Consider the following 22,345-nt stretch of genomic DNA (forward strand, 5'->3'; position numbering starts at 1 on the left):
GAATCACATTGTCTAATATGATCGTTTTGATTATTTTTGCTGCGTTTATCATCTATATGATTGCTTCATATGTCTATCAGCAGCGAATTATGAAAACACTTTCCGAGGAAGAATTCCGCGCGGGTTACCGCAAAGCGCAGCTTATTGACGTTCGTGAACCAAATGAGTTTGAGGGCGGACATATTTTAGGCGCCCGCAACATCCCGCTTTCCCAGCTGAAACAGAGAAAAAATGAAATCCGTCCGGACAAGCCTGTTTACCTGTACTGCCAAAACAGTGTCCGCAGCGGACGCGCGGCACAAACCCTGCGCAAAAACGGCTGCACTGAGATTTACAACCTAAAAGGCGGCTTTAAAAAATGGGGCGGAAAGATTAAAGCGAAGAAATAAAGCAAACAGCTGTCTGGTAGACAGCTGTTTTTATTTATCTTTCTTCTGCCTCGTATCTTAGCACTGGGTGTCTCGCCGCTTTTGTTTCATCCATTCTTTTTGCAATCGTTGTATGCGGGGCCTCCTGAACAAGCTCCGGATTCTCCTCCGCTTCTTTTGCGATTTGAATCATAGCATCAATAAACGCGTCCAGTGTTTCCTTTGATTCGGTCTCCGTCGGCTCGATCATGATGCATTCTTCAACATTAAGCGGGAAATAAATCGTCGGCGGATGATAGCCGAAATCAAGGAGCCGTTTTGCAATATCAAGCGTACGCACTCCCAACTTTTTCTGCCGCTTCCCTGATAATACAAATTCATGCTTGCAATGGCGGTCAAACGGAAGATCGTAATAAGGCGCGAGCTTTCTCATCATATAATTGGCGTTTAACACTGCGTTCTCAGTAACAGCCTTTAATCCGTCAGGCCCCATGGAGCGAATATACGTATACGCTCTCACATTAATGCCAAAGTTGCCGTAATACGGCTTCACACGGCCGATCGCATGAGGGCGGTCATAATCAAACGTAAAGCGCCCTTCTTTTTTGACTAAAACTGGCTTTGGCAAATAAGGAACCAGATCTTGTTTTACGCCGACAGGGCCTGAGCCGGGGCCTCCGCCGCCATGAGGGCCTGTGAATGTTTTATGCAGGTTGAGGTGCACCACGTCAAATCCCATATCTCCAGGTCTCGCCTTGCTTAAAACAGCATTTAAATTAGCGCCGTCATAATACAGTTTCCCCCCCGCTTGGTGTACAATTTCCGCCATCTCTGTAATCTGCTCCTCAAACAAGCCGAGCGTGTTCGGATTCGTCAGCATAAGAGCTGCAGTTTCTTCATTCACTGCTCTTTTTAAATCCTCTAAATCAACAAGCCCTTTTTCATTCGATTTCACCGTAACGGTTTCAAAGCCTGCTACTGTCGCTGATGCAGGATTCGTCCCATGCGCGGAATCAGGGACAATGACCTTCGTCCGCTTGAAATCCCCGCGAGCTTCATGATAGGCACGGATCATCATCAGCCCCGTCCATTCGCCGTGCGCTCCGGCAGCAGGCTGAAGCGTAACCTCATCCATTCCCGTTATTTCTTCAAGGTGCTTGCTTAAATCATATAAAAGCTCTAATGCGCCTTGCACCGTGTCTTCATCCTGAAGGGGATGAATTGCTGCAAAACCGGGTATACGCGCGATTTTTTCATTGATTTTCGGATTGTATTTCATCGTGCAAGAACCGAGAGGATAAAAACCGGAATCCACCCCGTGATTGCGTTTGGACAGCGCTGTATAATGGCGCATGATGTCCAGCTCTGAAACCTCCGGCAGCGCTGCGTCTTCGTCACGAATATAGGTGTCTGACAAGAGGTCCCCCAATTCGATTTCCGGTACATCGAGCTCCGGCAGACTATAGCCGATTCGGCCTTCTCTTGAAAGTTCAAAAATAAGTGCCTGGTCCTGATTACTCATGGCGATCCCCCAATTCCTGAATGAGTGCGTCAATTTCTTCTTTTGTTCTCAGCTCCGTTACAGCAATCAGCATATGGCAGTCCAGCTCCGGATACGTCAGCCCAAGATCATATCCGCCAATCATGCCTTTTGCCAGCAAACGCTTGTTCACAGCTCTCACCGGCTCATCCAGTTTGATGACAAATTCATTAAACATCGGCCCGTCAAACATAACGGTAAGGCCTGCTTTTTTTGCTTCTTGCTTTGCATAGTTGGCTTTTAAGAGATTTTGGCCGGCTATATCTTTTACGCCGTTTTTTCCGAGAGCAGTCATGGCCACTGATGCTGCCAGCGCATTTAAAGCTTGGTTCGAGCATATATTTGATGTTGCTTTATCCCGGCGGATATGCTGCTCCCTGGCTTGCAGGGTAAGCACAAAGCCTCTTTTTCCGTTTTCGTCTTCCGTTTGTCCGACGAGACGGCCCGGCACCTTTCTCATTAATTTTTTAGTAACGGCAAAAAAGCCGCAATGCGGGCCGCCGTATGCTGAAGGAATGCCGAAAGGCTGCGCATCACCGACGACGATATCAGACTGAAACTTGCCCGGCGGAGTGAGAAGACCTAGCGCCAGCGGGTTGGCTGAAACAATAAACATGGATTTCCCTTGATGAGCGATAGGCTCAATATCCTTTAATGGCTCGATCCGGCCGAAAAAATTCGGGTACTGAACGATCACTGCGGCTGTGTTCTCGCAAACGGTTTGGCGCAATGCATCAAGATCCGTAACGCCATCCGCAGCGGGTACTTCAACAACATCAATATACTGACCTTTTGCGTACGTTTTCAGCACTTCTCGCGATTCAGGATGCACGGTTTTTGACACAACGATTTTTTTCTTTTTCGTGTGGCCTGAAGCTAGCATTGCTGCTTCCGCCAAGGCTGTTCCGCCGTCATACATCGAGGAGTTGGCGATATCCATGCCTGTCAATTCACAGATCATCGTTTGGAATTCAAAAATAGCCTGGAGTTCTCCTTGTGAAATCTCTGGCTGATAAGGCGTATATGCGGTATAAAACTCAGAGCGCGAAATGACATGATCCACAATGACAGGCTGATAGTGGTCATATACACCCGCTCCTAAGAAAGAAGCGTGTTGTATGGTATCACGATTTTTAGAGGCCAGCTTTGTCAGTTCTCTTGTTAATTCTGTTTCTGATTTCGCTTTTTTGATTTGATACTCTTTTTTATATTTGACGTTTTCCGGAATATCAGCAAATAAATCATCGATGCTGCTTACGCCGATAGTAGCAAGCATCTCCTGTTTATCCTTTTCTGTTGCGGGCAAATAACGGTGCTTCATGTGTTGTCTCCTCTCTCCAAGAAAAAATATTAGCGTTTATAAAATGGTGTTTTGACAACCTTTGCTTTCACTAATTTTTTGCGAATCTCTACATCTACAACAGTCCCGATCTCACTCGTTTCCGAATCAATTAAGGCAAGGCCGACGTTTTTCCCTAATGTCGGTGACTGCGTGCCGGTTGTCACCTTTCCGACAGACCTGCCATTTTGGAAAACCTCATATCCGTGCCGCGGTATCCCTTTTTCAATCATTTCGAGACCGACAAGTTTGCGCTTCGCTCCGTTTTCTTTTTGTTCACTCAATACTGACTTACCGAAAAAGTCAGACTCCTTTTTGTGCTTTACAGCAAAGCCTATACCTGCTTCAATCGGTGTAATATCCCTGGTCAGCTCCTGACCGTAGAGCGGGAGCTTCGCTTCAAACCGGAGTGTATCACGTGCACCGAGACCGCATGGAATCAATCCGTATGCATCCCCTGCATCGATGATTTTTTTCCAAATATGCATAGCATCATCACTGCGGCAGTAAATTTCATACCCGTCTTCTCCCGTATAGCCAGTGCGTGAAATAAGTGCTTTGCGGCCGCTGATATCGGCTTCATCAATAAACGCAAACAGCTTTAATGCAGACACATCTGCATCTGTCAGATTTTTTACGACCGCTTCTGCTTTCGGTCCCTGTACAGCCAAGAGCGCGATTTGATCTGACTGATTGTCAATCTGCACATCACCTGCTGCATGTTCTTTCATCCAAGCCAAGTCTTTATCTATATTAGAAGCATTAATGACAAGCAGATAGCGGTTCTCTCCTTTTTGATAGATAAGCAAATCATCGACGGTTCCGCCATCCGGGTAACACATCGCTGTATATTGAGCACGGCCTGGCGTTAACGCGGAAACATCATTTGTCATCAATCTTTGCAAAAAAGACAGACTGTCGTTCCCTGACACTTCGACTTCTCCCATATGAGATACATCAAACAAACCGGCTGCAGTTCGGACAGCCTCGTGTTCTTTTTTTATAGAAGAAAATTGAACAGGAAGCTCCCAGCCTCCGAAATCAATCGTTTTTCCTCCATATTCCTTATACAGGTCAAATAACGGCGTTCTTTTCAGCATCTAATTCCTCCCCTTTATCAACGGCGCAGCTAAAAACATACAAAAAAGGACAGAGAAACACCTCATGTAAAATGAAGGTTCTCTGTCCTGGCACCTGAAAGTTTACTTTGCATACGCAAAGACGTCCCCTTTGGTGGTTTGCGCATCCGCACAAACACTCTCCAGAGTTGCGTCGAGCAAGAGTTCTTTTGCCTGAGAGATTCACTCCGCAGTTTGCTCCTTCGGCGCCTGTATCCCGAGGTTTTCGGTCAGGTCTCTCCCCTTGCTGTCATTCGCTCATATTTTCATGCTGTTATGGACATACTATAGCAATATCTTACATCAAATACATACTCATATCCTACCATCATCACTATATGCTGGGCAACAGCAATTTGGGCAGATTTTTCTTATATTGTTCATCTTAAGAATCGAAGAATAAGAAAGGCGGTTTCAAAGCAATGAATACAGAAATGATCTACGATGCAAAATGGCCTGAAGAATTTGCTGAAAGACTGAAAAACGATGGCCCTTGGGCAAACTGGGAACTGTACAAGCTCTCTGCAGAAATCCAAAAAACATTAGCAATTCCAGAGTTTGAAGGTTTACGGGCTCCTTTATATCTGCCTTCCTTTACGCCGCTCCCCCACCAGCTTGAGGTGGCGCAAAAAGTGGTTGAAAAAATGAACGGCAAAGCGATTTTAGCAGACGAGGTTGGTCTCGGGAAAACGGTTGAAGCTGGACTGATTCTAAAAGAATATATGATTCGCGGGTTAGCAAAAAAAATTTTGATCCTTGTGCCCGCTTCCCTTGTGTCACAATGGGTCAAAGAGCTTCAGGAAAAATTTTTGATTCCGGCTGTTGAACAAAAGAAAAGCTATGTGTGGGAGCAATGCGATATTGTCGTCTCATCAATAGACACCGCGAAGCGCTCGCCCCATCGCGAAATCGTTCTGTCAATCCCATATGATCTTGTCATTATTGATGAGGCACACAAACTGAAAAATAGCAAAACGAAGAACTATGAATTTGTCCGGAATCTCGTAAAAAAATATTGCCTGCTTCTTACCGCGACGCCAATCCAGAACCGTATCGAAGAGATTTTCAATTTGGTGTCCTTATTAAAACCCGGCCATTTAGGCAGTCAGAATCACTTTCAGGAAGAGTTCACCAAGAAGAAATCCAGTTTAGAAGCGCATGAACATTTAAAAGATCTTGTGAATAAAGTCATGATCCGTAACAGGCGGCATGATACAGGGCTGAATTGGAAACAGCGCCATGTTGAAACAGTGCCAATTGAATTTTCTCCATCAGAGCAGGCGCTTTATGATGAAATTTCCCGCTTGAAGGACAGTATCAATAAACCAGCCAGCATGTTCTCGATTATGACCTTGCAAAGAGAATGCTGTTCGAGCAGAGAAGCGGTGTATATGACGCTGAAAAAGATGCTTGATCAAAAAGAGAAACAAGCACCTGCCATTGATGAGGATACGATTTCAGTTTTAATAGATCGCATCAATCAAGTGACACAAAACTCTAAAGCGCTTCAAGTTGTTGATTTGATCAAAAAGATCGACGATAAGGTCATCATTTTTACAGAATACCGTGCAACCCAGATTTATCTGCAGTGGTTTCTTCAGCAAAACGGCATCAGTTCTGTGCCGTTTAGAGGCGGATTTAAACGTGGAAAAAAAGACTGGATGAAGGATCTTTTCCGCGGAAAGATCCAAGTCCTTATTGCAACTGAAGCAGGCGGTGAGGGAATTAACCTGCAATTTTGCAATCACATGATCAACTATGACCTGCCATGGAACCCGATGCGGCTTGAGCAAAGAATCGGAAGAATTCACAGACTCGGGCAGGAGCGTGACGTGCATATTTATAACATGGCGACAAAACATACGGTGGAAGAGCATATTCTAAAGCTTTTATATGAAAAAATTCATTTGTTTGAAAAAGTGGTCGGTGAACTTGATGATATTTTAACGAAAATTCAAGTGAACAATTTTGAAGAGCACCTTCATGACATTTTGTATCACTCAGCAACAGAAGAAGAAATGAAAATAAAAATGGATAACTTAACCTCATTTTTGTCTTATAAAAAACAGCAGCCTGCTGAAAAAAGAGGATCTTAGCCTGTAAGGAGGTTTTATTAGTGAGACAGCAAGAGGTTCACGATTTTCTGCTGCGTTTTTTTCAAGCAAACAGCTGCCAAATCGTCGATCAAGGCTTAGGCTATATGACAGTGCAGCTTACAGTTGAAATGGACAAACAAATCATGAACCGCCCTTTCTACTGGCATTGGCGCGAGAAGACAGGCGGTGATCCGAATCCAATGAAAATCACTTTTATTACAGATAAAGAAAATGCGCCAAAAGACCTAGATGGTGAATTTATATATTTTGGGGCCCCGCGTCTTTTTCAAATATTTAAAGCTGTTAAACAAAATGGGAGATTTACCAGAATGTATGAGAAAATTGAATCAGCCGGAGCTAAAGTCCCACTTCAGCCTTGGCTTGGTATAAATGTCACGATTTCATACCAGTCCGACATGAAAAAGGATAAGTTATTGTCACTAGGTCTTCACCTAGTCTCTGGAACGATAATTGAAGATTTTCAAAGCAAGCTGACCCAGTTTTCACTGACGTCTCAAATATGTGACTATTGCTTCACCATTTCACCTATGATCAAACCAGAAAGCGGACTTAAGCGTATGGAAAACTATATTTCCAAATCCGCTATGCAGGAGCCGTCCGACTGGGCGGAACAGGCGGTTAACAGGTGGAAGAATGATATGACATTGCTTGATAAGTTTTACGAGCATATAGAAGAAAAACCAGAAGAATACTATCTAGAAAAACAGGCGCTGAAAACCTTGTATCAACCAAAGGTATCAGTTGAAATTGAAAATGGCGGATTGTTTTATCTGCAAAATAATATTTCAAGCTAACTTTTTTACCATTCGACATCATTCTCGTTTTTTTTGAGAAAATACGATTATAATAAAGGTATATTGGAAAAAAATGCTGGCGATTTAATGGCAAATGACTTCCAGAGACTAATGAAGCATACAATAAGTCATGGCCGGACTGGCTGAAATACATAAACAAGTATTTTAGGAGGAGAAACTGCATGAAGAATGCAAAACAAGAGCACTTTGAATTGGATCAAGAATGGGTTGAATTAATGGTGGAAGCCAAAGAGGCAAATATCAGCCCGGAAGAAATACGAAAATATTTACTTTTAAACAAAAAGTCTGCTCATCCTGGTCCGGCAGCCAGAAGTCATACCGTAAATCCTTTCTGAATGTGCTATAATATCACAAGGAAGGTGATGACATTGATTGGCCAGCGTATTAAACAATACCGTAAAGAAAAAGGCTACTCACTATCAGAACTAGCTGAAAAAGCTGGGGTAGCGAAGTCTTATTTAAGCTCAATAGAACGAAATCTACAAACGAACCCCTCCATTCAATTTCTCGAAAAAGTCTCCGCTGTTCTGGACGTCTCGGTTCATACTTTGCTCGATGAGAAACATGAAACCGAATACGATGGTCAATTAGATAGTGAATGGGAGAAATTGGTTCGCGATGCGATGACATCCGGGGTATCGAAAAAACAATTTCGTGAATTTTTAGATTATCAAAAATGGAGAAAATCCCAAAAAGAGGAGTAGTGCCTGAGCAGAGGCACTAACTCCTCTTTTGTCAATAAACATCGAGACGGCCCAGTATATGAATACTGGGCCGTCTCTTTTTATGGCTGTTATTAATTTTTATCCTCGCTGTGCGCTTTTTCATTTTCTTTCACATAACCGTCTTTATCAGTATGGTCCTTTTTGATTGTCAAGCCGTTCCACTGTGTAGCTTCGAACGAGAATTGAAGCTTAATGGAGTTGCCTTGATATTTATTTTGAACCATAAGCCCGTTTTCATCTTTTGTTTTATCATCTTTGAATTGGATTTCCATTTGAACCTGATCGAAGTCAGTTGGTGTTTTTGGAACACCATCATATTCAGGAGCGGTTTTACCGTCAATTGTTGCTACATTGACTTTACCGCTTGCATTTAAGAATTTAGGGTCAATTTGTTTTTTGATTTTTTCAGCAGCCGCTGCATCATTTTTAGCAGACATCAAATACAAGTCTTTAAGGTTCGCATCATCTAAAATAATGTTTTTCGGGTAACCATTGCCGCCCTCTTTTCCAACTGTCAACAATGTCACTTCAAACTGGCTGAGGAAATCTTCTGGAGATGTATTGCTGCCGCCGTTTGCTTTAAAATCTCCATAATTAAGCGCCATTAAAACTTCTTTGATCGCAAGTGATCCGTTATTTTCAAATTGGAAATCCTTTGTCAACTTATCTCCCGGCTTTAGATTTGATAAGTTCACACTCGCTGAATTCTCTTTAGCAGATAAATCAAGCGTACCTGATGCAAAAGTAGCATCCTTTGATTTAATGTCGTTAAATGCTGCCCATGTTCCTCCTCCAACTAAAGCTAATCCTAGTGCTGCAGAAGCAACTCCTAAACTCAATTTCTTTTTCATACCCATGGTTAAAACTCCCCTTTTATTGAATGTTTTATATCGAAACCTGTTGCCAGGTTTACAACTGAAGTTAAGTAGACATGGTGCTGTCCTTTGTATCTGTTTCCAAGGCTTTTGTCTTTCTTTCAATTTCTCTAATGGCGCTGCTGATCGTCACAAAAGCGTACACTAACAGCATCACGCCGGGAACAATCAATAATATAGCCGTTCCAATCGGCTGACTGGCAAAATGAAGCATATAGCCGGCATATGGAAGCTGAAAACCTGTGTATTGCGCGCGAATATTTTCGTCCGATACAGGCGCTGAATCAGCTGCTGCATTATTATCACCTTTTGTTTTAAATAACAAATGGTCTCCTTGCTTTGTTATGTCAACAATTCTGTGGGTGACAGCCGTATTTGCATCCTGCATAAATGTAATAACGTCACCTTTTCGGAGCTCTTTCACATCAGCGATTTCTTTGACCAATATTAAGGAACCCGTATTGAACTCCGGCTCCATCGAACCTGACAGAACTGATTTCAGCGTATACCCAAACACCGCCGGCTCTCCCCCCGATGAACGTGTTGAAATCACGACAAGTGTCAGCACAATAATAAGAGTAAAGATGATCACGTATAAAATATTACTGATCAGCTTCATTGCTTTTTTCATCCTCTTCCCCGCTTTCCTTCTGGTCTGATTGAGTTTCATTTTCTTTTGTTACAGCTTCTTGAGATGTTTCTTCTTTTATTGTTTTTTTCTGTATATCCTTTTGTGTTGTTTCCTTGTTGACGTGCGACTTCGTTTCTTTTTTAGGAACTGTCGGTTTTTCATCGCATTTTGCAAGCGTCATAGGCTCCGACCACTCAAATGTACTGCCGTCTGCCGGGTAGCCGGCCGGTTTATATACTTTAAATGCATAAATGCCGGGTTTCATTTTTTTCTTCGTCTCAATTTTATAAAGTGAATCGCCGATTTGATTGGAGACAAATCCTTTTTCGATCACATTCCCATTCTTTAACGGTTTGCGGGCATTTTCCAGCTTATGAAGCTCCCACTTCCACTTTGATTTCTTAAGTTTCTCGCCTGTATTTTTGAGTTCAGCAAATAAGGTAATAGGTGAGCATACAGTCCCTTTCGTATTTGTTTGATCTGATATGTGCAAATCACTTTGATCCCAGCGTTTATCATATTGGCAGTTTTGATCTGTATGCTGAAAGTCTTTACACGTTTGAAGTGAGACATCCAATGTTTCAATATCATGAAAAGCAGCGCTTGTATCATCGGAAAATTGTAAGCATATTGCGGCAGTCAGACTGAAAATGACTGAAAGCTGAAAGATAAGCAGCACTTTCAGTTTCGTCTTCGCCTTTTGCTGATTGCGAAACAATCGAAACATATCTTACCTCCTGTAAAACACTGTAACTTGATATGACAATCGTTCTTTTTAAAGAACTACACAAATAGAGTATAATCAACGATTTATAGATTTAAAAACACCGAAATCGCTCATTTTGTTCGTTTAAAAGAATATTTTCATCATATTACAAAGTCTTGCTCAGTATTGCTCATTTTTTCATTTTTTAGAAATTTTTAGGATTGTTATGTGAGAATTTAAATGCATATCCCATTATTATTTGGTAATAATAAACAAAGAAAGGGTGACAGCATGATGATCAAACAATGTGTGATTTGTCTATCTCTTCTCGTCTTTGGCACCGCAGCCGCTCACGCAGAAGAAACACCGCTTGTAACCGCCCGCCACATGTCCAAATGGGAAGAGATTGCTGTAAAAGAAGCAAAAAAAAGGTACCCGCTCGCACAGGTACTGTTCAAACAAAAAGTATGGGACCGTAAAAGAAAAGATGAAGCAGTGAAGCAATACCATTTAACTCTGAGGGAAGGGTCAAAAGAATTCGGCGTTTTTGTGACGATTTCATTTGATCCTTATAGCCAAAAGGTCAATAAAATTGCCATATTAGAAGAATATCAATAAGGTCCTCCATTTTTTGAAGGACCTTATTCGTTTATTTGCGGTTATTTTTTCCGTTTCAGCCAAAGTCGGAAGCCATAGGGTAAAATACCGAACCACTGCTGGGAAGCAGGCGTTTTTGTTTCTTTCCGCACCTCTTTTCGTTCTTTTCGCTCATCTCTCGGAGTATCTATATATTTGACAAATTGCTGCGTCATATATTTAACATAATCATTCGTTTTCACGTGATCACCTCATCATTCAATTATTATGAAGTGTTGTCTCACATGACTTTTTTTATACCCTTTACACTGTTTTATTCTGTCCATCTCAGCAGTTTTTTCTGTTTTTGATCAAACACGATCTGTGCAGTTCTTTCTGTTCCCGACTCCGTTGACACTCTTAAGTTGATTTCTTTTTGTTCTTTTATCGATGTATCATGAATGTAATAAGAAACCCGTCCATATGGAAATTGCTGCTTACCCTCCTGGCCTTTTCGTTTCTCTAGAACGTGCCGAATCGAAAGAAGCGTACCATTTTGAAGCAAATTCTCTCCTATGTATAACTCTTTTGTTTCCTTCTCAAACATGCAGCGTGAAATATATTGAGCAGCAGCAAAGTTCACGATTAACAGCACAAGCGCTGACACAAAAAGAACAGCTGGATAAATAAACCCTCTTGTACGATACATTCACCCCCCTCCTAAATACGAATAGACTGGAAAAGCAGTTTGATACACTTTTTGGTCCTCACTCTCAATTTTCAGCAAAACAACACCATTTACAAAATCAGCTTTCATGGCAGTAATATGATCTAAAATCGGAACATGCCCTTTGCCATCCACTCTTTTTCTTATCATTGAATGATAAATGTCAAAACGGATGTCTTGCCCGGAAAGATTGGTGCAGATTAACACGCTCCCATGCTCGGCTGTCTTAACTGCCTGTGACTCCTTGCATTCATTCATCATCTGTTCTATTGAAATCATCCATTCTTGCTGTGTGAAACCGTCATGTTCCTGCTGTCGAGACAAAAACAGATGGAAAATCGCAGCTAACGATCCTGATATGAGCAAAAAGACTGAGAGCGAAAATAATACGTTAAGAAGCGTGTAGCCATTCTGTCTGCAGGATGCTGAGGCAATATGATTTCTCTTTATAAGCTGTAGCTTTGATACATACGTTTTGATATTCGCCCTCCTCCTCCCACTTCATTGCATAGATATGATTGTTCTTTGTAATCGTTTTTGACGCGGCTCCTTCACCACTCATGACATATTTGCTAATGCTCTCATTCATCATCTGATAGCCGATTTCTCGTGATTCCGCCATTTTTTCATCAGTTATCAACTTGTCCCACAAGGGGACGACTGTCAGCACCACAAACAGCCACAGGCTTAGCGCAGACATTGTTTCTATTGTAGAAAAACCTTTATTTTCTCTCCACATTGACTCTCCCGCTCCCTAGATAAACTGTTATGTCATAAACGGCATGGCCTTTTACTCGTATTTTTCCGCCTACATTCGGGTGCCCTTTCTCATTAAATTCCAAACGGTCTTTTAATGTCAGCAGTTCTATAGAAAGTCCCGTTGCATACGGACGTTCAATAACCGTATCACCCATGACTAATTGATATTCTTTTTTATGAAAGAGAATTTTTGTTCTTTGTTGACGGGAAATAGCAGTCTGCTGTGTGAGCATCATATCATTTTTCAGCTGCCTTGCTGCCTGGCGGACAGCTGTATTGTCATAAGCAGGAGGAAGTGTGGTGAAGACGGCAATCAGGAGGATAGAGGCAAGGCTTAACACAAGCAAACTTTCTAAAAGGGTAAACCCCTTCTCCTCGTTTAATTTAATGTTCAACCTTAACTTCTCCGCCGGTGATGATAATGTGCTTACCATTTGGACAGACAGCATCCTTTTTCACATAGCCCTCTGACTGTAAATCGGCAAGGGTCGGAGTTTGCCCCTCATGATCAAGCTCAAATGCAGTCATTTGTGCCTTAACCATGTTTTGTAAGCCTTCACAGCCCTTTTTTTGAATGGTTTGATTATGTTTCGTGACGTTCGGTATCGTAATTAAAAGCAAAATCGAAATAATAAAGAGCACGATTAACATTTCAACAAGTGTAAATCCTTTCTCATTCATCAGCCTCTTCCTTTCACATTTGATTCATCATCTGATACATAGGCACAAGCATAGATAAATACACAAGTAAGATCATCGCTGCAACAAATCCATAAATCATTGGCTGAAGGATGCCTGTCCATTTTTGCGCTTTGTGTTCCAGCCGCTGTAATATGAATTGGCTGTATGTGAAAAGCTCCCGATCCAATCGGCCGCTCAGCTGGCCGTGAGATATGACTTTTGAAAAATCAGCTTCATAAAAAGGGCTTCCACAAATAGCGGCTTCAATTGACTCACCGGCTTTTAGCCGTTCAATCAATTGTTCAGCCTCGCAGCGGTAGAAAGGGAGAAACGTTTGATGTTTAAATGCATTAAGGCTGTCATAAATGGAGAGGCCTGATTTTAAAAGGCTGCTTAGCTGCAAAGAAAAAAAGTAGCTGTTAAACAGCTTGACAAGCTTTCCAATCAAAGGAATCCTGACACAAATAAGCATTTGCCTGGCAGGTGATTTTTTCTTAAACACAAGCCAGTAATAAATCCCGATACCAGCTGAAAAAAGAATCAGCAAAATGATCACAAGATCAATATGCTGAAAAAAAGCAAAAAGCATATCGGTTGAACGTGAGGTTTCCATATTCATCGATTGATAGATACCGGAAAATTGAGGAATGATGATGGACTGTAACATATAAAACATGACAGCAACGGTGAAGATGAGGAAAAGCGGATAGCGCAGCACCCTTTTCAGCTGGTCTGCCTGTGCAATTTTTCGTTCAAGCAGCTCTCCGCTCTGGATCATGGAAGCAGGCAGTTCACCATGTGTTTCAGCAAAATAACAAATACCTACAGCTTCCTTATGAAATGACAAACGCTTTAATACTTGATAAAACGGAGCCCCTTCCCTCAAACGAGTGACCGTGTCAGTCAAGTCAGCTGACTGCTTCTTATTCATCTGAAGTTCCATCAGTCGCAATCCATCCAGAAGTGTATATCCGCTTGCCGTCATTTCTCCGAGCCGCTTTAATAACCGGGCCTGATCCTTTAACGGCCAGGTTTTTCTAATCTTTTTCATGATAAACCCACCGGTCATAGTTGTTTGTCGTTAAATAGCCGAGCGCAATTCCTTTTCTGATAATTTGACGAAGCGTTTGATATTGGTAATTTGCATGATTTCCTTTTGCCTCCTGGATACATTGCTGAAGGTTTTTCCCATAAAGAAGCTCATAAACGCTAGCTCTTCTGGTATTTCGTGACTGACGGCAATATACTGATGAACATCCGTTTTCACAAAATGGACAAGCCAAATCAACCAAGCGCTGAGCCGCTATTGCAATGACGGTCTGTTCAATTTCATTCATATTGATACCGAATTCAAGCAGCCTGTAAATTGCGCCCTTTGCGTCTCTCGTATGAAGGCTCGTCAGTACCAGATGTCCCGTCATCGCTGCCCGCACCGCAATTTCAGCTGTTTCCGCATCTCTGATCTCACCTAAAATAATCATATCGGGGTCATGGCGCAAAATTGCCTTCAGACCTGCGGAATAAGTTACACCGGCTTTTTCATTCACCTGAACCTGAAGAACGTCTTCGTCCCTAGTTTCAACAGGGTCCTCTAATGTAACAATATTTCGATTAAAGTGTTTTTTTGCGTATTGAACGAGAGAGTATAATGTGGTAGTCTTCCCTGAACCAGTCGGCCCGGTAAAAATGAGCATGCCATGGGAATGTTTTAAAAACGAGAGTAATGTGGCTCCTGTCTTGGGAAATAGCGACAATTTATCAATCGAAGGGATATTGTATTGGGGCATCACTCTGATCACGAGGCTTTCTTCATTAATTGTGGGCAGTGTTGACATTCTTAAATGAACATTTCCCTCTTTCAGCTTTAACGTAAGCGAACCGTTTTGCGGCTTTCGCCTTTCACCTATATCCATTGCTGAAAGAAATTTAAAATGTGAAATCAGTCTTACGCACTCTTCTTTTTTCATGTCCCTTTTTTTCAGCAAGGCATGATCGACCCGAAAATGAATGATAGCGTCTCGCTCCCTCGGCACGATGTGAATATCAGAAGCCTTTGTTAGATATGCCTCTTCAATCAAGTTTTTGCTTATCTTTTCTATTGAATCCAATTTGATTCCCTCTCCTTTCAACGCATATTGTAGAAAAAGAAGGAAAGGTAATCAAACAGGGAAAACGTGATTTTGTGAGATGTTAAATGCTGAAAAACCAATTCTTTCTGGCAAGAAAAAAATTTTCAACTGAATGTGCCCCTTTCATTATAATTTTTCCAATAATAAAAAAGCAGACACGGTCACCATGCCTGCTTGATTCCATTTTCATTATGCTGTTTTCGCTTTTTGACCAGTATCTTTCTCAACGGAAAGGTCGCCTAATGCAACAATACCGGTCATTTGGTCATTTTCAAGAATCGATAAACTGCGGATTTGATGCTCTGTCATAAGCGCCTTGACATCGTATCCGGTCACCCTGATATGTCTGGTGAAAAAGCGGGGCACGCTTCACAAAATATGAAACATCCTATAGAGTCCGCCTTTTTCGAGGTTTCTTTTTCTTCTTCCGCTCCTGCAGCATATCTCCCGTCCAGCCTTTTTTTCTCAAATAGAGATAGATCAGGACTGTAGATGTGACAATCAATAAGAGAGAAAAGAGATATCCGTATTTCCAATTCAGTTCCGGCATCACTGAAAAGTTCATCCCCCATAAGGCACCCAGAGCTGTAATCGGCGTAAAAAGTGTCGTGAAAATGGTCAGTGCTTTTACAATTTCATTCCCCCTATGTGAGGTAATGACTTCCTCTGAATGCAGCAGATTGTTAAGCTCCCCTTCAAATTCGCTGATGTATGAAAATCCCCTGTCAATTTTCAGTTGTGTCCGCTGATAATCCTTTTTCTCTTCATTTTGAGGTAAAAAGGTTTCTTTCAACGCCATTTCAATTTTTTTAGCGCTTAATATCAAATTTTTCCAAATCATCAGTTCATGGCGCAGGAGATGGACGCGGTTTAAAATGCTTTTGCTATTGTCGTCTTTAATCTGCCATCTAAGCTTTCTCAGCTTTACTTCAAATTCATCAACACCGATTAAATACGCATTCATTAGTTCGCCGAGAAGAATTAAAAACCCCTCTATCGCATTGTCCGCTCTTTCCATTTGCCGGACAACTTCTTTGTCTTTAATCTCTCTCAAAATCGAAAAGTCAAAGTTGATTGTAAAAAAATATTGTCTGGTGATATAAAAGTGAAAAACAGTATGGTCTTTTTCTTCACCAAGCCCCTGATCATAAACAATCGACCCAAATACCGCTTCATTTTCCGTATCAGTTGTATCTACCCGCAAAAAATTAACGTGATGGTTATTTTCAAACCACTTTTCACACTGAGGCCAGTGAGAAAAATGGATTAGATCCCTTGCCTTACTTCTTTCTTGAGGCCCCATTTGGTACCAAAACCAATCCTTTCCCGTATGTGCCTTCATGTCAAGCTCCTCCAAACTTTTGTTCTTTATTCTTTAATTGCCCAATAACCGCGTCACTAAACCAGTCTGCCGCTTCCACACATGTTTTATGAGCATTTTCAGGTGGTATGGAATGTAGAAAGACATCGGAAAAGGGAGGTGCATGCCTTCCTTGGAGAAGGCAGTTGTTTTGGAATTTGTCAATTTACTAGCAGTCGCTATTCTTATTTTGTTAACAGGATTTTTTGTTGCCGTAGAATTTTCAATCGTAAAAGTGCGGCGATCCAAAATTGATCAGCTTGTCGCAAAAGGAAAGAAAGGTGCTAAAGCGGCAAAGCATGTCATCACTCACCTTGATGAATATTTATCAGCCTGTCAGCTGGGCATCACAGTCGCAGCCTTAGGACTGGGATGGCTTGGGGAACCGACTGTGCAAACTCTGCTTCGACCGCTTTTTCATAAAGCAGGCTTAAATGAATCGCTTACCCACCTGCTTTCACTCGTCATCGCATTTTTAGCGGTTACGTATTTAAATGTCGTTATTGGGGAGCTGGCGCCAAAGAGTTTCGCCATTCAAAAAGCAGAAAGCATTACCTTGTTGTTCGCTAAACCGCTTATTTGGTTTTATAAGATCATGTTTCCATTCATTTGGCTGCTGAACCACTCTGCCCGATTGATTACAGGAGTGTTTGGGCTGAAGCCGGCATCAGAGCATGAGCTGGCTTATACAGAGGAAGAACTTCGGGTCCTATTGGCTGAAAGCTATAACAGCGGCGAGATCAGAAAAAGTGAATTAAAGTACATGAATAATATCTTCACCTTTGATAAACGAATGGCAAAGGAAATTATGGTGCCGCGAAATGAAATGGTCAGTTTGTCACTAGATGAAGACTCCATTTCAAATCTTCAGGAAACAGTCAAGCAAACAAAATATACACGGTACCCAGTTGTAAGAGAGGATAAAGATAACGTTATTGGCGTGATTAATATGAAAGAAGTGCTGTTTTCCATGCTGACGAAAGATTTTTCAATCAAGAAGCATCAAATTGAACCTTTCGTACAGCCCGTTATCCATGTCATTGAGACGATTCCTATTTATAAACTACTGCTGAAAATGCAAAAGGAACGCACTCATATGGCGATCCTCATAGATGAATATGGCGGGACGTCCGGTTTGGTCACTGTCGAGGATATTATCGAGGAAATTGTAGGAGAAATCCGTGATGAATTTGATGCGGATGAAGTGCCTCATATTCGCGAACTTGGAAAGGATCATTACTTGTTAAATGCAAAATTATTAATCAGCGATGTTAACAACCTGCTTGGAACCGATTTATCGGACGCAGAAGTAGACACCTTGGGCGGCTGGTTTTTGACACAAAACATAGACGCTGAGCCTGAAAGTGCCATAGAATATGATGGCTACTCTTTTAAGGTAAAAGACATCAACAGCCATCACATTTTATTTATAGAAGTTAAAAAAGCTGAATAGCCCGTGAAAGGCTGTTCAGCTGCTATCTTTCAAGATAAACATGGCAAAGGCATCAACACTCTTTTATTTTAAACCCTTTATTGGCCAGGGCTTTAGCAAGACTTTGCTCGGTTTTCACATTCGAAAAATCCAGACCCAGCTTCACGACAGTTTGGGCAATTTCCGGCCTGATTCCTGAAATAATCGTCTCAATGCCGAGCAATTTGGTGCTGTCAATCACTTTAAAAATTTGATAGGCTACCATGGTATCAACGATAGGAACGCCCGAAATATCTAAAAATAAATACGAGAGCTTTAACGCTGAGCACTGCTCCAGCACAGACTCCAAAATCGTCCTCGCTCTGTGCGTATCAATTTCACCAACAAGCGGAAGAATCCCAATTCCATCAGTAATCGGCATAATCGTCGCACTCAATTCATTAATCATTTCTTTTTGCGCGTTTAATTGTATCATGGTCACCTGGTGATATTCTTCCGTAAACACTTCGATGATCTCATCAATGTTTTGATTCAAGATCCGGCTCCACTCATAAAATTCCTGAATGCTGATGTCTTGAGAAAAAGCTTCGCTGAATTTCTGAATCCATTCAAACATGATGTGCCTGAAAGTGTTAAACTGGCCGACACTTTGTGTAACCGTCACTTCATGAACGGCACGGTCTCTGGCGCATTGAAGAGACCACCTGTTGAGCTCATCCTCTACGTCTTCTTTTCTAAGGGATTTTGCTACGATGGTCACCAATAATTCATGCTGGTCTTTTAACTTTTGTTCTAGTTTTTGCTGATCTTTCGCTGAATACAGCCAGCTGCCGTTTGACGTACAAACTTCCAGCCATTGTTGCGTGATATCTTCTTTGTGCCCTGTTAAGTGCTGATCAAGAGCTATCATCTTAATGAGCTCCCTCCTGTTTTTGAAAAATGTACGCTATATATGTATAACGCGTCTGCCTTTACACATACTATGTTTAGATTCAATGGGCTATAGCCAAGCGGTAAGGCAATGGACTTTGACTCCATGATCGTTGGTTCGAATCCAGCTAGCCCAGTTTCTGAACAGGTGAAAAACCGAAGATAAGCTGATTCGAATAAATCAGCGGATCTTCGGTTTTTCATCATGCAGATTGATGAACTGTTTTCTTCTTCGATAACTTCAACAGTTCTCCCGGGTTATAACCAATCACCAGCTTTTTGTTGTCTACTAGAATCGGGCGTCGCAAAAGCTTCGGCTTCTCGATTAAAAGTTCCAGCACCTCATTTACCGTCATTTCTTCAATGTTTAAATTTAAATTTTTGAAAGTCTGGCTTCTTGTCGCCAAAATTTCATCAATTCCTTCTGTCGTTAACGATAAAATGTACTTTAATTCTTCTCTTGTCGGGGTTTCTCTGAATAAATGCCGTTCGTTAAATTCAATTTGATGTGCTTTAAGCCAATGTTTTGTTTTTCGGCATGACGTGCAGCTTGGATATGAGTAAAAAGTTAATTGTTGTTCCATTCGTTTTTTCCTCCTCAGTTAACCATCTCTTTGTAGAATAACTACCCGGATCATTTTTCATTTAAACCATTTACAGAACTTTTTTCGGATTATTTTTTAAAAAACATTCATACAATAGAAAACACAATCAAAGGGACAAATTCCATTTGTATATTAATAATGAAAATGTTTACATTTCTAGGTGTGATCTATTATAATAACAGTCAGAGGGACTCTCGGGAGGGGATAAAAATGAATCGCATGTTCCGGGTGTTAGGATTTTGGACGGGAATTTTTGCAGTCATGTTTTATTTAGGTGATATGAAAGATGCTTCCCTTTTATTTTTTGGACAGACGATCTTATTTGTGTTTCTATCGTATTTGAACTTAACCGAACGCATGTATATTTATATTTTTGGCGCTTATTTAACGATTTTCTTCGCCGGCTTTACATATTACTCAATTTTTATTATGGTGCCCGGCGTTGGAGGCCATTAAATGCAAAAAGAGACAAACCTTATCGGTTTGTCTCTTTTTTTACAATGAAAACCCATTTAAAAACGGATTTTGATCCTGCTCAGTCAGTACGTCTGTTTCAGGTCCATGGCCGCTTAACACCAGCGTGTGTTCCGGAAGCGTAAGCAGTTTTTCATGAATGGACGTCAGCAGCGTCTCTTGATCGCCGCCTATTAAATCCGTACGTCCTATACCGCCTTGGAACAAGACATCTCCGGAGATGACCAAGTCTGCATCTTTCACGTAGTAAGACACACTGCCTGGTGAATGTCCCGGCGTAAATAATGTTTCCAAATGAAACGGCCCGATATTCAACTCACCGTCGCCTTCAATTAGATGATCTGCAGGCTTAGCTGTTACTTCTATCCCTCGCAGCATGCCGGAGCCGTTTAAAGAAGCGTCCGTAAGCCAATTTTTTTCATTTTGATGCAGGTAAACAGGGATATCCCATTTTTCTCTCACTTCATCAAGCGCCCCAATATGGTCAAAATGGGCATGTGTAAGCAAAATGGCTAAAGGCGTCAGCCCTTTTTCTTTTATGTATTGATTGATTTTATGTCCCTCACCGCCCGGATCAAAAATCAGGCATTGATCATCACTGATGAGAAAATATGCGTTCGCTTGAATCGGCCCTACTGGCATTCGTCTCCATTTCACTATTATCACCTCTTTCTTTTTTATGCTCTTATTATGAGGGTTTTTTAAAAAAGATTCAAACAATCGCAATGAAAACGCTATCGACAAACCTATAAAAAACAGGTAGAATAAAACTGGAAAGAATTGCAGGTTTTTCAATGTAAAGGGGGCTGTGTTATGCTACTTGTCGTGATTTTCGGCCTTGTCGCTCTTTTCGCTTTATGGGGAGTCTTGCGTTCTGTTAGAAATAAAAATATACTCGGGTTTTTATTAGCCGGTGCCACCTTATTTGTCTTTGGCTGGTTTACCGTGATGACCGTAATTAACAGCGGGTATCCAACCGCACATTAAAACCTGTATCCGATGGGATACAGGTTTATTTTTATGGCTGTAAATGTTTATTGACACTTTCTATTTTGCTCTCAAGCGTCGTTTTTTTGTCACGCCTGTCATCGATACGGATATTCGTTGCGACTCTGTGCAATCCTTTTTGAAATGGCGCTTCGTGAATTGCCTGAATGACTGCAAAAAGGTCACTGAGTTCTCCCTCGATCAGCGTATTCATCGGTGTCAGCTGATATTTGATTTTCCCTTCTGCTTGATATCCTTCTAATATCTTTTGCACATCGGCTACGTAAGCACTGACACTGGGTGTTTCCGTACCGATTGGGATAATGGTTACATCTGCGATAGCCATCGTTATTCCATCTCCTTTTGATCAATGATGAGTTGCTTCGTTTCATGTGATTTCAATAAAATAATTTGCTCAAAATGAAAGCCGTATAACGCATATTTCCCGTTCGGAGATATTTGAATCGGCTCCATTTCCCGCAGAGACACAAGATCCTTTGTCTCTCCCGATGCTACATTGACTGCTGCGAGCTTATATGCATCGCCGCTTTGCTTGAATGTATAAAACAGGCCTCCTGCTTCATCATAGTCATACTCCATTGGAGCCAAACTTGTATATTTCGCTTGGAGCGGCCATTTCGCTGTAACAGGTGATGTTGATTGCGGTGTTTTAAACTGATACGTCCCTTTTCCTCCGGAAGCTGATTTGACAGTAAAACTCATTTGATGGAAAGAATCGAAGAATAGAACGTTATCCTCAAGCTTCTGTTCCGTCTTAGAAGCTGTATCGAACGTATATAAAGGCCCTGTTTTATCGTCTCTTCCCTCTTTTACATAATCAAATGTATTTTTGGATGTCCAATGAATGAACGGAACCTGTACTGGGCTTAAGAAAGATTCGTCTTTTTTAGCATTCACCTGATATGTATGGAAATCCCAGTTTTCATTGAATTCCGTCACCATCATTTGATAAGGATCATACTGATTCCAAGCAGCCTCAAGCTCATACGTTTCGTAATCTTTTTCGTAAAGCGTCTCTCCTTCTGCATTAAGCAAAACCACTGCCGTCTTTTGGCTATGTGTGATTTGCAGCAGAATCATCTGCTTTCTCGCATTGATTTGAACATCAACGATTTGACCATCCGTTTGATAGAGCTTTTTCGCTTTGCCTGTAAAGATGCGGTACGCAAAAAGCTCTGTTTTCGTCGGATTAGACGCAGTATATAATATTGTGCTGTTATTCAGCCAGCCTTCCGCCCCATCCGCTTTTTCCGCGGAAAGCGGTATGATGTCTTTTTTCTCATCTTTTGCCGCCGATGCCTGTTTTTGCTGCTGATGAGATGGTTCGCATGCCGATAAACTAAACAGCAATACCGCCAGCAGAATAAAACAAACTGATCTCATCAGCATTCCCCTCCGATCATCTTTATTCTCTCATATTTGCTTCGGCA

Annotated in this window: 29 protein-coding genes, 1 tRNA gene and 1 riboswitch; of the genes, 10 read left to right on the plus strand and 20 right to left on the minus strand. The window is 41.6% G+C overall.

Translation table 11 applies throughout. The features are described 5' to 3' along the window. The first annotated feature begins 8 nt into the window (after positions 1 to 8). Positions 9 to 389: a rhodanese-like domain-containing protein gene (locus tag NSQ09_RS18210; RefSeq protein WP_041334944.1), complete on the plus strand. Its 381-nt coding sequence runs from the start codon at positions 9 to 11 to the stop codon at positions 387 to 389. Positions 390 to 423: 34 nt separating this feature from the next. Here NSQ09_RS18210 and gcvPB read toward each other — a convergent pair whose 3' ends face one another. Genes gcvPB through gcvT form a run of 3 tightly spaced genes read right to left on the minus strand, consistent with a single transcriptional unit; the run spans position 424 to position 4,347 of the window. Then, positions 424 to 1,890, minus strand: coding sequence for an aminomethyl-transferring glycine dehydrogenase subunit GcvPB (gene gcvPB / locus NSQ09_RS18215; protein WP_069837630.1), 1,467 nt, complete (start codon positions 1,888 to 1,890; stop codon positions 424 to 426). Further along, a complete protein-coding gene (gene gcvPA / locus NSQ09_RS18220) occupies positions 1,883 to 3,229 on the minus strand; it encodes an aminomethyl-transferring glycine dehydrogenase subunit GcvPA (protein ID WP_017696205.1) in 1,347 nt (448 codons plus the stop codon). Before gcvPA ends, gcvPB begins: the two co-directional genes overlap by 8 nt. A gap of 29 nt (positions 3,230 to 3,258) precedes the next feature. Continuing rightward, positions 3,259 to 4,347, minus strand: coding sequence for a glycine cleavage system aminomethyltransferase GcvT (gene gcvT, locus NSQ09_RS18225; RefSeq protein WP_341032299.1), 1,089 nt, complete (start codon positions 4,345 to 4,347; stop codon positions 3,259 to 3,261). Between the two features lie 170 nt (positions 4,348 to 4,517). Then, a riboswitch (glycine riboswitch) is annotated at positions 4,518 to 4,619 on the minus strand. Between the two features lie 168 nt (positions 4,620 to 4,787). On the opposite strand from gcvT, the gene NSQ09_RS18230 reads away from it, so the two are divergent. The 4 genes from NSQ09_RS18230 (at position 4,788) to sinR (ending at position 8,001) form a co-directional block, all read left to right on the plus strand. Next, on the plus strand, positions 4,788 to 6,461 hold the full coding sequence (locus NSQ09_RS18230) for a DEAD/DEAH box helicase (protein WP_017696203.1): 1,674 nt from the start codon (positions 4,788 to 4,790) through the stop codon (positions 6,459 to 6,461). A gap of 20 nt (positions 6,462 to 6,481) precedes the next feature. After that, positions 6,482 to 7,276 carry a YqhG family protein gene (locus NSQ09_RS18235; RefSeq protein WP_017696202.1) on the plus strand — a complete coding sequence of 265 codons (795 nt, stop codon included), beginning with the start codon at positions 6,482 to 6,484 and terminating at the stop codon, positions 7,274 to 7,276. A gap of 182 nt (positions 7,277 to 7,458) precedes the next feature. Beyond that, positions 7,459 to 7,632: an anti-repressor SinI gene (gene sinI / locus NSQ09_RS18240; protein ID WP_003230187.1), complete on the plus strand. Its 174-nt coding sequence runs from the start codon at positions 7,459 to 7,461 to the stop codon at positions 7,630 to 7,632. A 33-nt stretch (positions 7,633 to 7,665) separates the two neighbouring features. Further along, entirely contained in the window at positions 7,666 to 8,001 is a 336-nt protein-coding gene (gene sinR / locus NSQ09_RS18245; protein WP_003226345.1) for a transcriptional regulator SinR, read from the plus strand. A 92-nt stretch (positions 8,002 to 8,093) separates the two neighbouring features. Here sinR and tasA read toward each other — a convergent pair whose 3' ends face one another. From tasA to tapA, 3 genes are all read right to left on the minus strand, one after another. Beyond that, positions 8,094 to 8,879 (minus strand): biofilm matrix protein TasA, encoded by a 786-nt coding sequence (gene tasA, locus NSQ09_RS18250; RefSeq protein WP_014477324.1) that lies wholly within the window; start codon positions 8,877 to 8,879, stop codon positions 8,094 to 8,096. A 64-nt stretch (positions 8,880 to 8,943) separates the two neighbouring features. Continuing rightward, entirely contained in the window at positions 8,944 to 9,516 is a 573-nt protein-coding gene (gene sipW / locus NSQ09_RS18255; protein WP_144453308.1) for a signal peptidase I SipW, read from the minus strand. Further along, entirely contained in the window at positions 9,500 to 10,255 is a 756-nt protein-coding gene (gene tapA, locus NSQ09_RS18260; RefSeq protein WP_017696199.1) for an amyloid fiber anchoring/assembly protein TapA, read from the minus strand. Before tapA ends, sipW begins: the two co-directional genes overlap by 17 nt. 270 nt (positions 10,256 to 10,525) lie before the next feature. On the opposite strand from tapA, the gene NSQ09_RS18265 reads away from it, so the two are divergent. Next, positions 10,526 to 10,852, plus strand: coding sequence for a YqzG/YhdC family protein (locus NSQ09_RS18265; RefSeq protein WP_026113671.1), 327 nt, complete (start codon positions 10,526 to 10,528; stop codon positions 10,850 to 10,852). Positions 10,853 to 10,893: 41 nt separating this feature from the next. Here the strand turns inward: NSQ09_RS18265 and NSQ09_RS18270 are convergent, their stop codons facing one another. The 9 genes from NSQ09_RS18270 to corA all read right to left on the minus strand — a co-directional run bounded on the left by NSQ09_RS18270 (position 10,894) and on the right by corA (position 16,448). Further along, positions 10,894 to 11,073, minus strand: coding sequence for a YqzE family protein (locus NSQ09_RS18270; RefSeq protein ID WP_014480252.1), 180 nt, complete (start codon positions 11,071 to 11,073; stop codon positions 10,894 to 10,896). 71 nt (positions 11,074 to 11,144) lie between these two features. Next, complete coding sequence (comGG, locus tag NSQ09_RS18275; protein ID WP_144453292.1) at positions 11,145 to 11,519, minus strand: ComG operon protein ComGG; 375 nt, start codon at positions 11,517 to 11,519, stop codon at positions 11,145 to 11,147. Further along, positions 11,520 to 11,903 carry a ComG operon protein ComGF gene (gene comGF / locus NSQ09_RS18280; RefSeq protein ID WP_041334965.1) on the minus strand — a complete coding sequence of 128 codons (384 nt, stop codon included), beginning with the start codon at positions 11,901 to 11,903 and terminating at the stop codon, positions 11,520 to 11,522. A 25-nt stretch (positions 11,904 to 11,928) separates the two neighbouring features. Further along, the gene (gene comGE, locus NSQ09_RS18285) at positions 11,929 to 12,276 is read right to left on the minus strand and encodes a ComG operon protein 5 (RefSeq protein ID WP_041334967.1); all 348 of its coding nucleotides are present in this window, start codon (positions 12,274 to 12,276) and stop codon (positions 11,929 to 11,931) included. Further along, positions 12,260 to 12,691 carry a comG operon protein ComGD gene (gene comGD / locus NSQ09_RS18290; RefSeq protein ID WP_041334970.1) on the minus strand — a complete coding sequence of 144 codons (432 nt, stop codon included), beginning with the start codon at positions 12,689 to 12,691 and terminating at the stop codon, positions 12,260 to 12,262. Before comGD ends, comGE begins: the two co-directional genes overlap by 17 nt. Next, on the minus strand, positions 12,681 to 12,977 hold the full coding sequence (comGC, locus tag NSQ09_RS18295; RefSeq protein ID WP_041334973.1) for a comG operon protein ComGC: 297 nt from the start codon (positions 12,975 to 12,977) through the stop codon (positions 12,681 to 12,683). Before comGC ends, comGD begins: the two co-directional genes overlap by 11 nt. A gap of 13 nt (positions 12,978 to 12,990) precedes the next feature. Next, positions 12,991 to 14,028, minus strand: a complete 1,038-nt coding sequence (gene comGB / locus NSQ09_RS18300; protein ID WP_041334977.1) for a comG operon protein ComGB — start codon at positions 14,026 to 14,028, stop codon at positions 12,991 to 12,993. Continuing rightward, positions 14,015 to 15,085: a competence protein ComGA gene (comGA, locus tag NSQ09_RS18305; RefSeq protein ID WP_017696192.1), complete on the minus strand. Its 1,071-nt coding sequence runs from the start codon at positions 15,083 to 15,085 to the stop codon at positions 14,015 to 14,017. Before comGA ends, comGB begins: the two co-directional genes overlap by 14 nt. A 409-nt stretch (positions 15,086 to 15,494) precedes the next feature. After that, positions 15,495 to 16,448: a magnesium transporter CorA gene (corA, locus tag NSQ09_RS18310; protein WP_272516111.1), complete on the minus strand. Its 954-nt coding sequence runs from the start codon at positions 16,446 to 16,448 to the stop codon at positions 15,495 to 15,497. Positions 16,449 to 16,590: 142 nt separating this feature from the next. On the opposite strand from corA, the gene NSQ09_RS18315 reads away from it, so the two are divergent. Then, complete coding sequence (locus NSQ09_RS18315) at positions 16,591 to 17,919, plus strand: hemolysin family protein (RefSeq protein ID WP_017696188.1); 1,329 nt, start codon at positions 16,591 to 16,593, stop codon at positions 17,917 to 17,919. Between the two features lie 52 nt (positions 17,920 to 17,971). On the opposite strand, the gene rsbRD is transcribed toward NSQ09_RS18315, so the two are convergent. Then, a complete protein-coding gene (gene rsbRD / locus NSQ09_RS18320) occupies positions 17,972 to 18,808 on the minus strand; it encodes an RsbT co-antagonist protein RsbRD (RefSeq protein ID WP_017696187.1) in 837 nt (278 codons plus the stop codon). Between the two features lie 86 nt (positions 18,809 to 18,894). On the opposite strand from rsbRD, the gene NSQ09_RS18325 reads away from it, so the two are divergent. Then, positions 18,895 to 18,965 (plus strand) — tRNA-Gln (locus NSQ09_RS18325). 66 nt (positions 18,966 to 19,031) lie between these two features. Here NSQ09_RS18325 and mgsR read toward each other — a convergent pair. Beyond that, positions 19,032 to 19,412, minus strand: coding sequence for a transcriptional regulator MgsR (gene mgsR / locus NSQ09_RS18330; protein ID WP_003230147.1), 381 nt, complete (start codon positions 19,410 to 19,412; stop codon positions 19,032 to 19,034). A gap of 231 nt (positions 19,413 to 19,643) precedes the next feature. Here mgsR and NSQ09_RS18335 point away from each other — a divergent pair, with 231 nt between their 5' ends. Next, positions 19,644 to 19,889, plus strand: coding sequence for a DUF2626 domain-containing protein (locus NSQ09_RS18335; RefSeq protein WP_041334980.1), 246 nt, complete (start codon positions 19,644 to 19,646; stop codon positions 19,887 to 19,889). Between the two features lie 39 nt (positions 19,890 to 19,928). Here NSQ09_RS18335 and NSQ09_RS18340 read toward each other — a convergent pair whose 3' ends face one another. Then, complete coding sequence (locus tag NSQ09_RS18340) at positions 19,929 to 20,564, minus strand: MBL fold metallo-hydrolase (RefSeq protein ID WP_014480263.1); 636 nt, start codon at positions 20,562 to 20,564, stop codon at positions 19,929 to 19,931. A 156-nt stretch (positions 20,565 to 20,720) separates the two neighbouring features. Here NSQ09_RS18340 and NSQ09_RS18345 point away from each other — a divergent pair, with 156 nt between their 5' ends. Next, a complete protein-coding gene (locus tag NSQ09_RS18345; RefSeq protein WP_003230141.1) occupies positions 20,721 to 20,894 on the plus strand; it encodes a DUF2759 domain-containing protein in 174 nt (57 codons plus the stop codon). A 31-nt stretch (positions 20,895 to 20,925) separates the two neighbouring features. Here the strand turns inward: NSQ09_RS18345 and NSQ09_RS18350 are convergent, their stop codons facing one another. Next, entirely contained in the window at positions 20,926 to 21,240 is a 315-nt protein-coding gene (locus NSQ09_RS18350) for an MTH1187 family thiamine-binding protein (RefSeq protein ID WP_003230139.1), read from the minus strand. A 2-nt stretch (positions 21,241 to 21,242) separates the two neighbouring features. Further along, complete coding sequence (locus NSQ09_RS18355) at positions 21,243 to 22,298, minus strand: YqgU-like beta propeller domain-containing protein (RefSeq protein ID WP_445291717.1); 1,056 nt, start codon at positions 22,296 to 22,298, stop codon at positions 21,243 to 21,245. Positions 22,299 to 22,345: the final 47 nt, after the last annotated feature.

It is taken from the genome of Bacillus sp. FSL W8-1202 (assembly GCF_038006165.1).
GTDB lineage: Bacteria > Bacillota > Bacilli > Bacillales > Bacillaceae > Bacillus > Bacillus subtilis.

Coding starts and splice junctions, on each gene's coding strand:
- gcvPB (WP_069837630.1), bottom strand. CDS start 1,890: ATGAGTAATCAGGACCAGGCACTTATTTTTGAACTTTCAAGAGAAGGC.
- gcvPA (WP_017696205.1), bottom strand. CDS start 3,229: ATGAAGCACCGTTATTTGCCCGCAACAGAAAAGGATAAACAGGAGATG.
- gcvT (WP_341032299.1), bottom strand. CDS start 4,347: ATGCTGAAAAGAACGCCGTTATTTGACCTGTATAAGGAATATGGAGGA.
- NSQ09_RS18230 (WP_017696203.1), top strand. CDS start 4,788: ATGAATACAGAAATGATCTACGATGCAAAATGGCCTGAAGAATTTGCT.
- sinI (WP_003230187.1), top strand. CDS start 7,459: ATGAAGAATGCAAAACAAGAGCACTTTGAATTGGATCAAGAATGGGTT.
- tasA (WP_014477324.1), bottom strand. CDS start 8,879: ATGGGTATGAAAAAGAAATTGAGTTTAGGAGTTGCTTCTGCAGCACTA.
- sipW (WP_144453308.1), bottom strand. CDS start 9,516: ATGAAGCTGATCAGTAATATTTTATACGTGATCATCTTTACTCTTATT.
- tapA (WP_017696199.1), bottom strand. CDS start 10,255: ATGTTTCGATTGTTTCGCAATCAGCAAAAGGCGAAGACGAAACTGAAA.
- NSQ09_RS18265 (WP_026113671.1), top strand. CDS start 10,526: ATGATGATCAAACAATGTGTGATTTGTCTATCTCTTCTCGTCTTTGGC.
- comGG (WP_144453292.1), bottom strand. CDS start 11,519: ATGTATCGTACAAGAGGGTTTATTTATCCAGCTGTTCTTTTTGTGTCA.
- comGE (WP_041334967.1), bottom strand. CDS start 12,276: ATGTGGAGAGAAAATAAAGGTTTTTCTACAATAGAAACAATGTCTGCG.
- comGC (WP_041334973.1), bottom strand. CDS start 12,977: ATGAATGAGAAAGGATTTACACTTGTTGAAATGTTAATCGTGCTCTTT.
- comGB (WP_041334977.1), bottom strand. CDS start 14,028: ATGAAAAAGATTAGAAAAACCTGGCCGTTAAAGGATCAGGCCCGGTTA.
- corA (WP_272516111.1), bottom strand. CDS start 16,448: ATGAAGGCACATACGGGAAAGGATTGGTTTTGGTACCAAATGGGGCCT.
- NSQ09_RS18315 (WP_017696188.1), top strand. CDS start 16,591: ATGCCTTCCTTGGAGAAGGCAGTTGTTTTGGAATTTGTCAATTTACTA.
- rsbRD (WP_017696187.1), bottom strand. CDS start 18,808: ATGATAGCTCTTGATCAGCACTTAACAGGGCACAAAGAAGATATCACG.
- mgsR (WP_003230147.1), bottom strand. CDS start 19,412: ATGGAACAACAATTAACTTTTTACTCATATCCAAGCTGCACGTCATGC.
- NSQ09_RS18335 (WP_041334980.1), top strand. CDS start 19,644: ATGAATCGCATGTTCCGGGTGTTAGGATTTTGGACGGGAATTTTTGCA.
- NSQ09_RS18345 (WP_003230141.1), top strand. CDS start 20,721: ATGCTACTTGTCGTGATTTTCGGCCTTGTCGCTCTTTTCGCTTTATGG.
- NSQ09_RS18350 (WP_003230139.1), bottom strand. CDS start 21,240: ATGGCTATCGCAGATGTAACCATTATCCCAATCGGTACGGAAACACCC.
- NSQ09_RS18355 (WP_445291717.1), bottom strand. CDS start 22,298: ATGAGATCAGTTTGTTTTATTCTGCTGGCGGTATTGCTGTTTAGTTTA.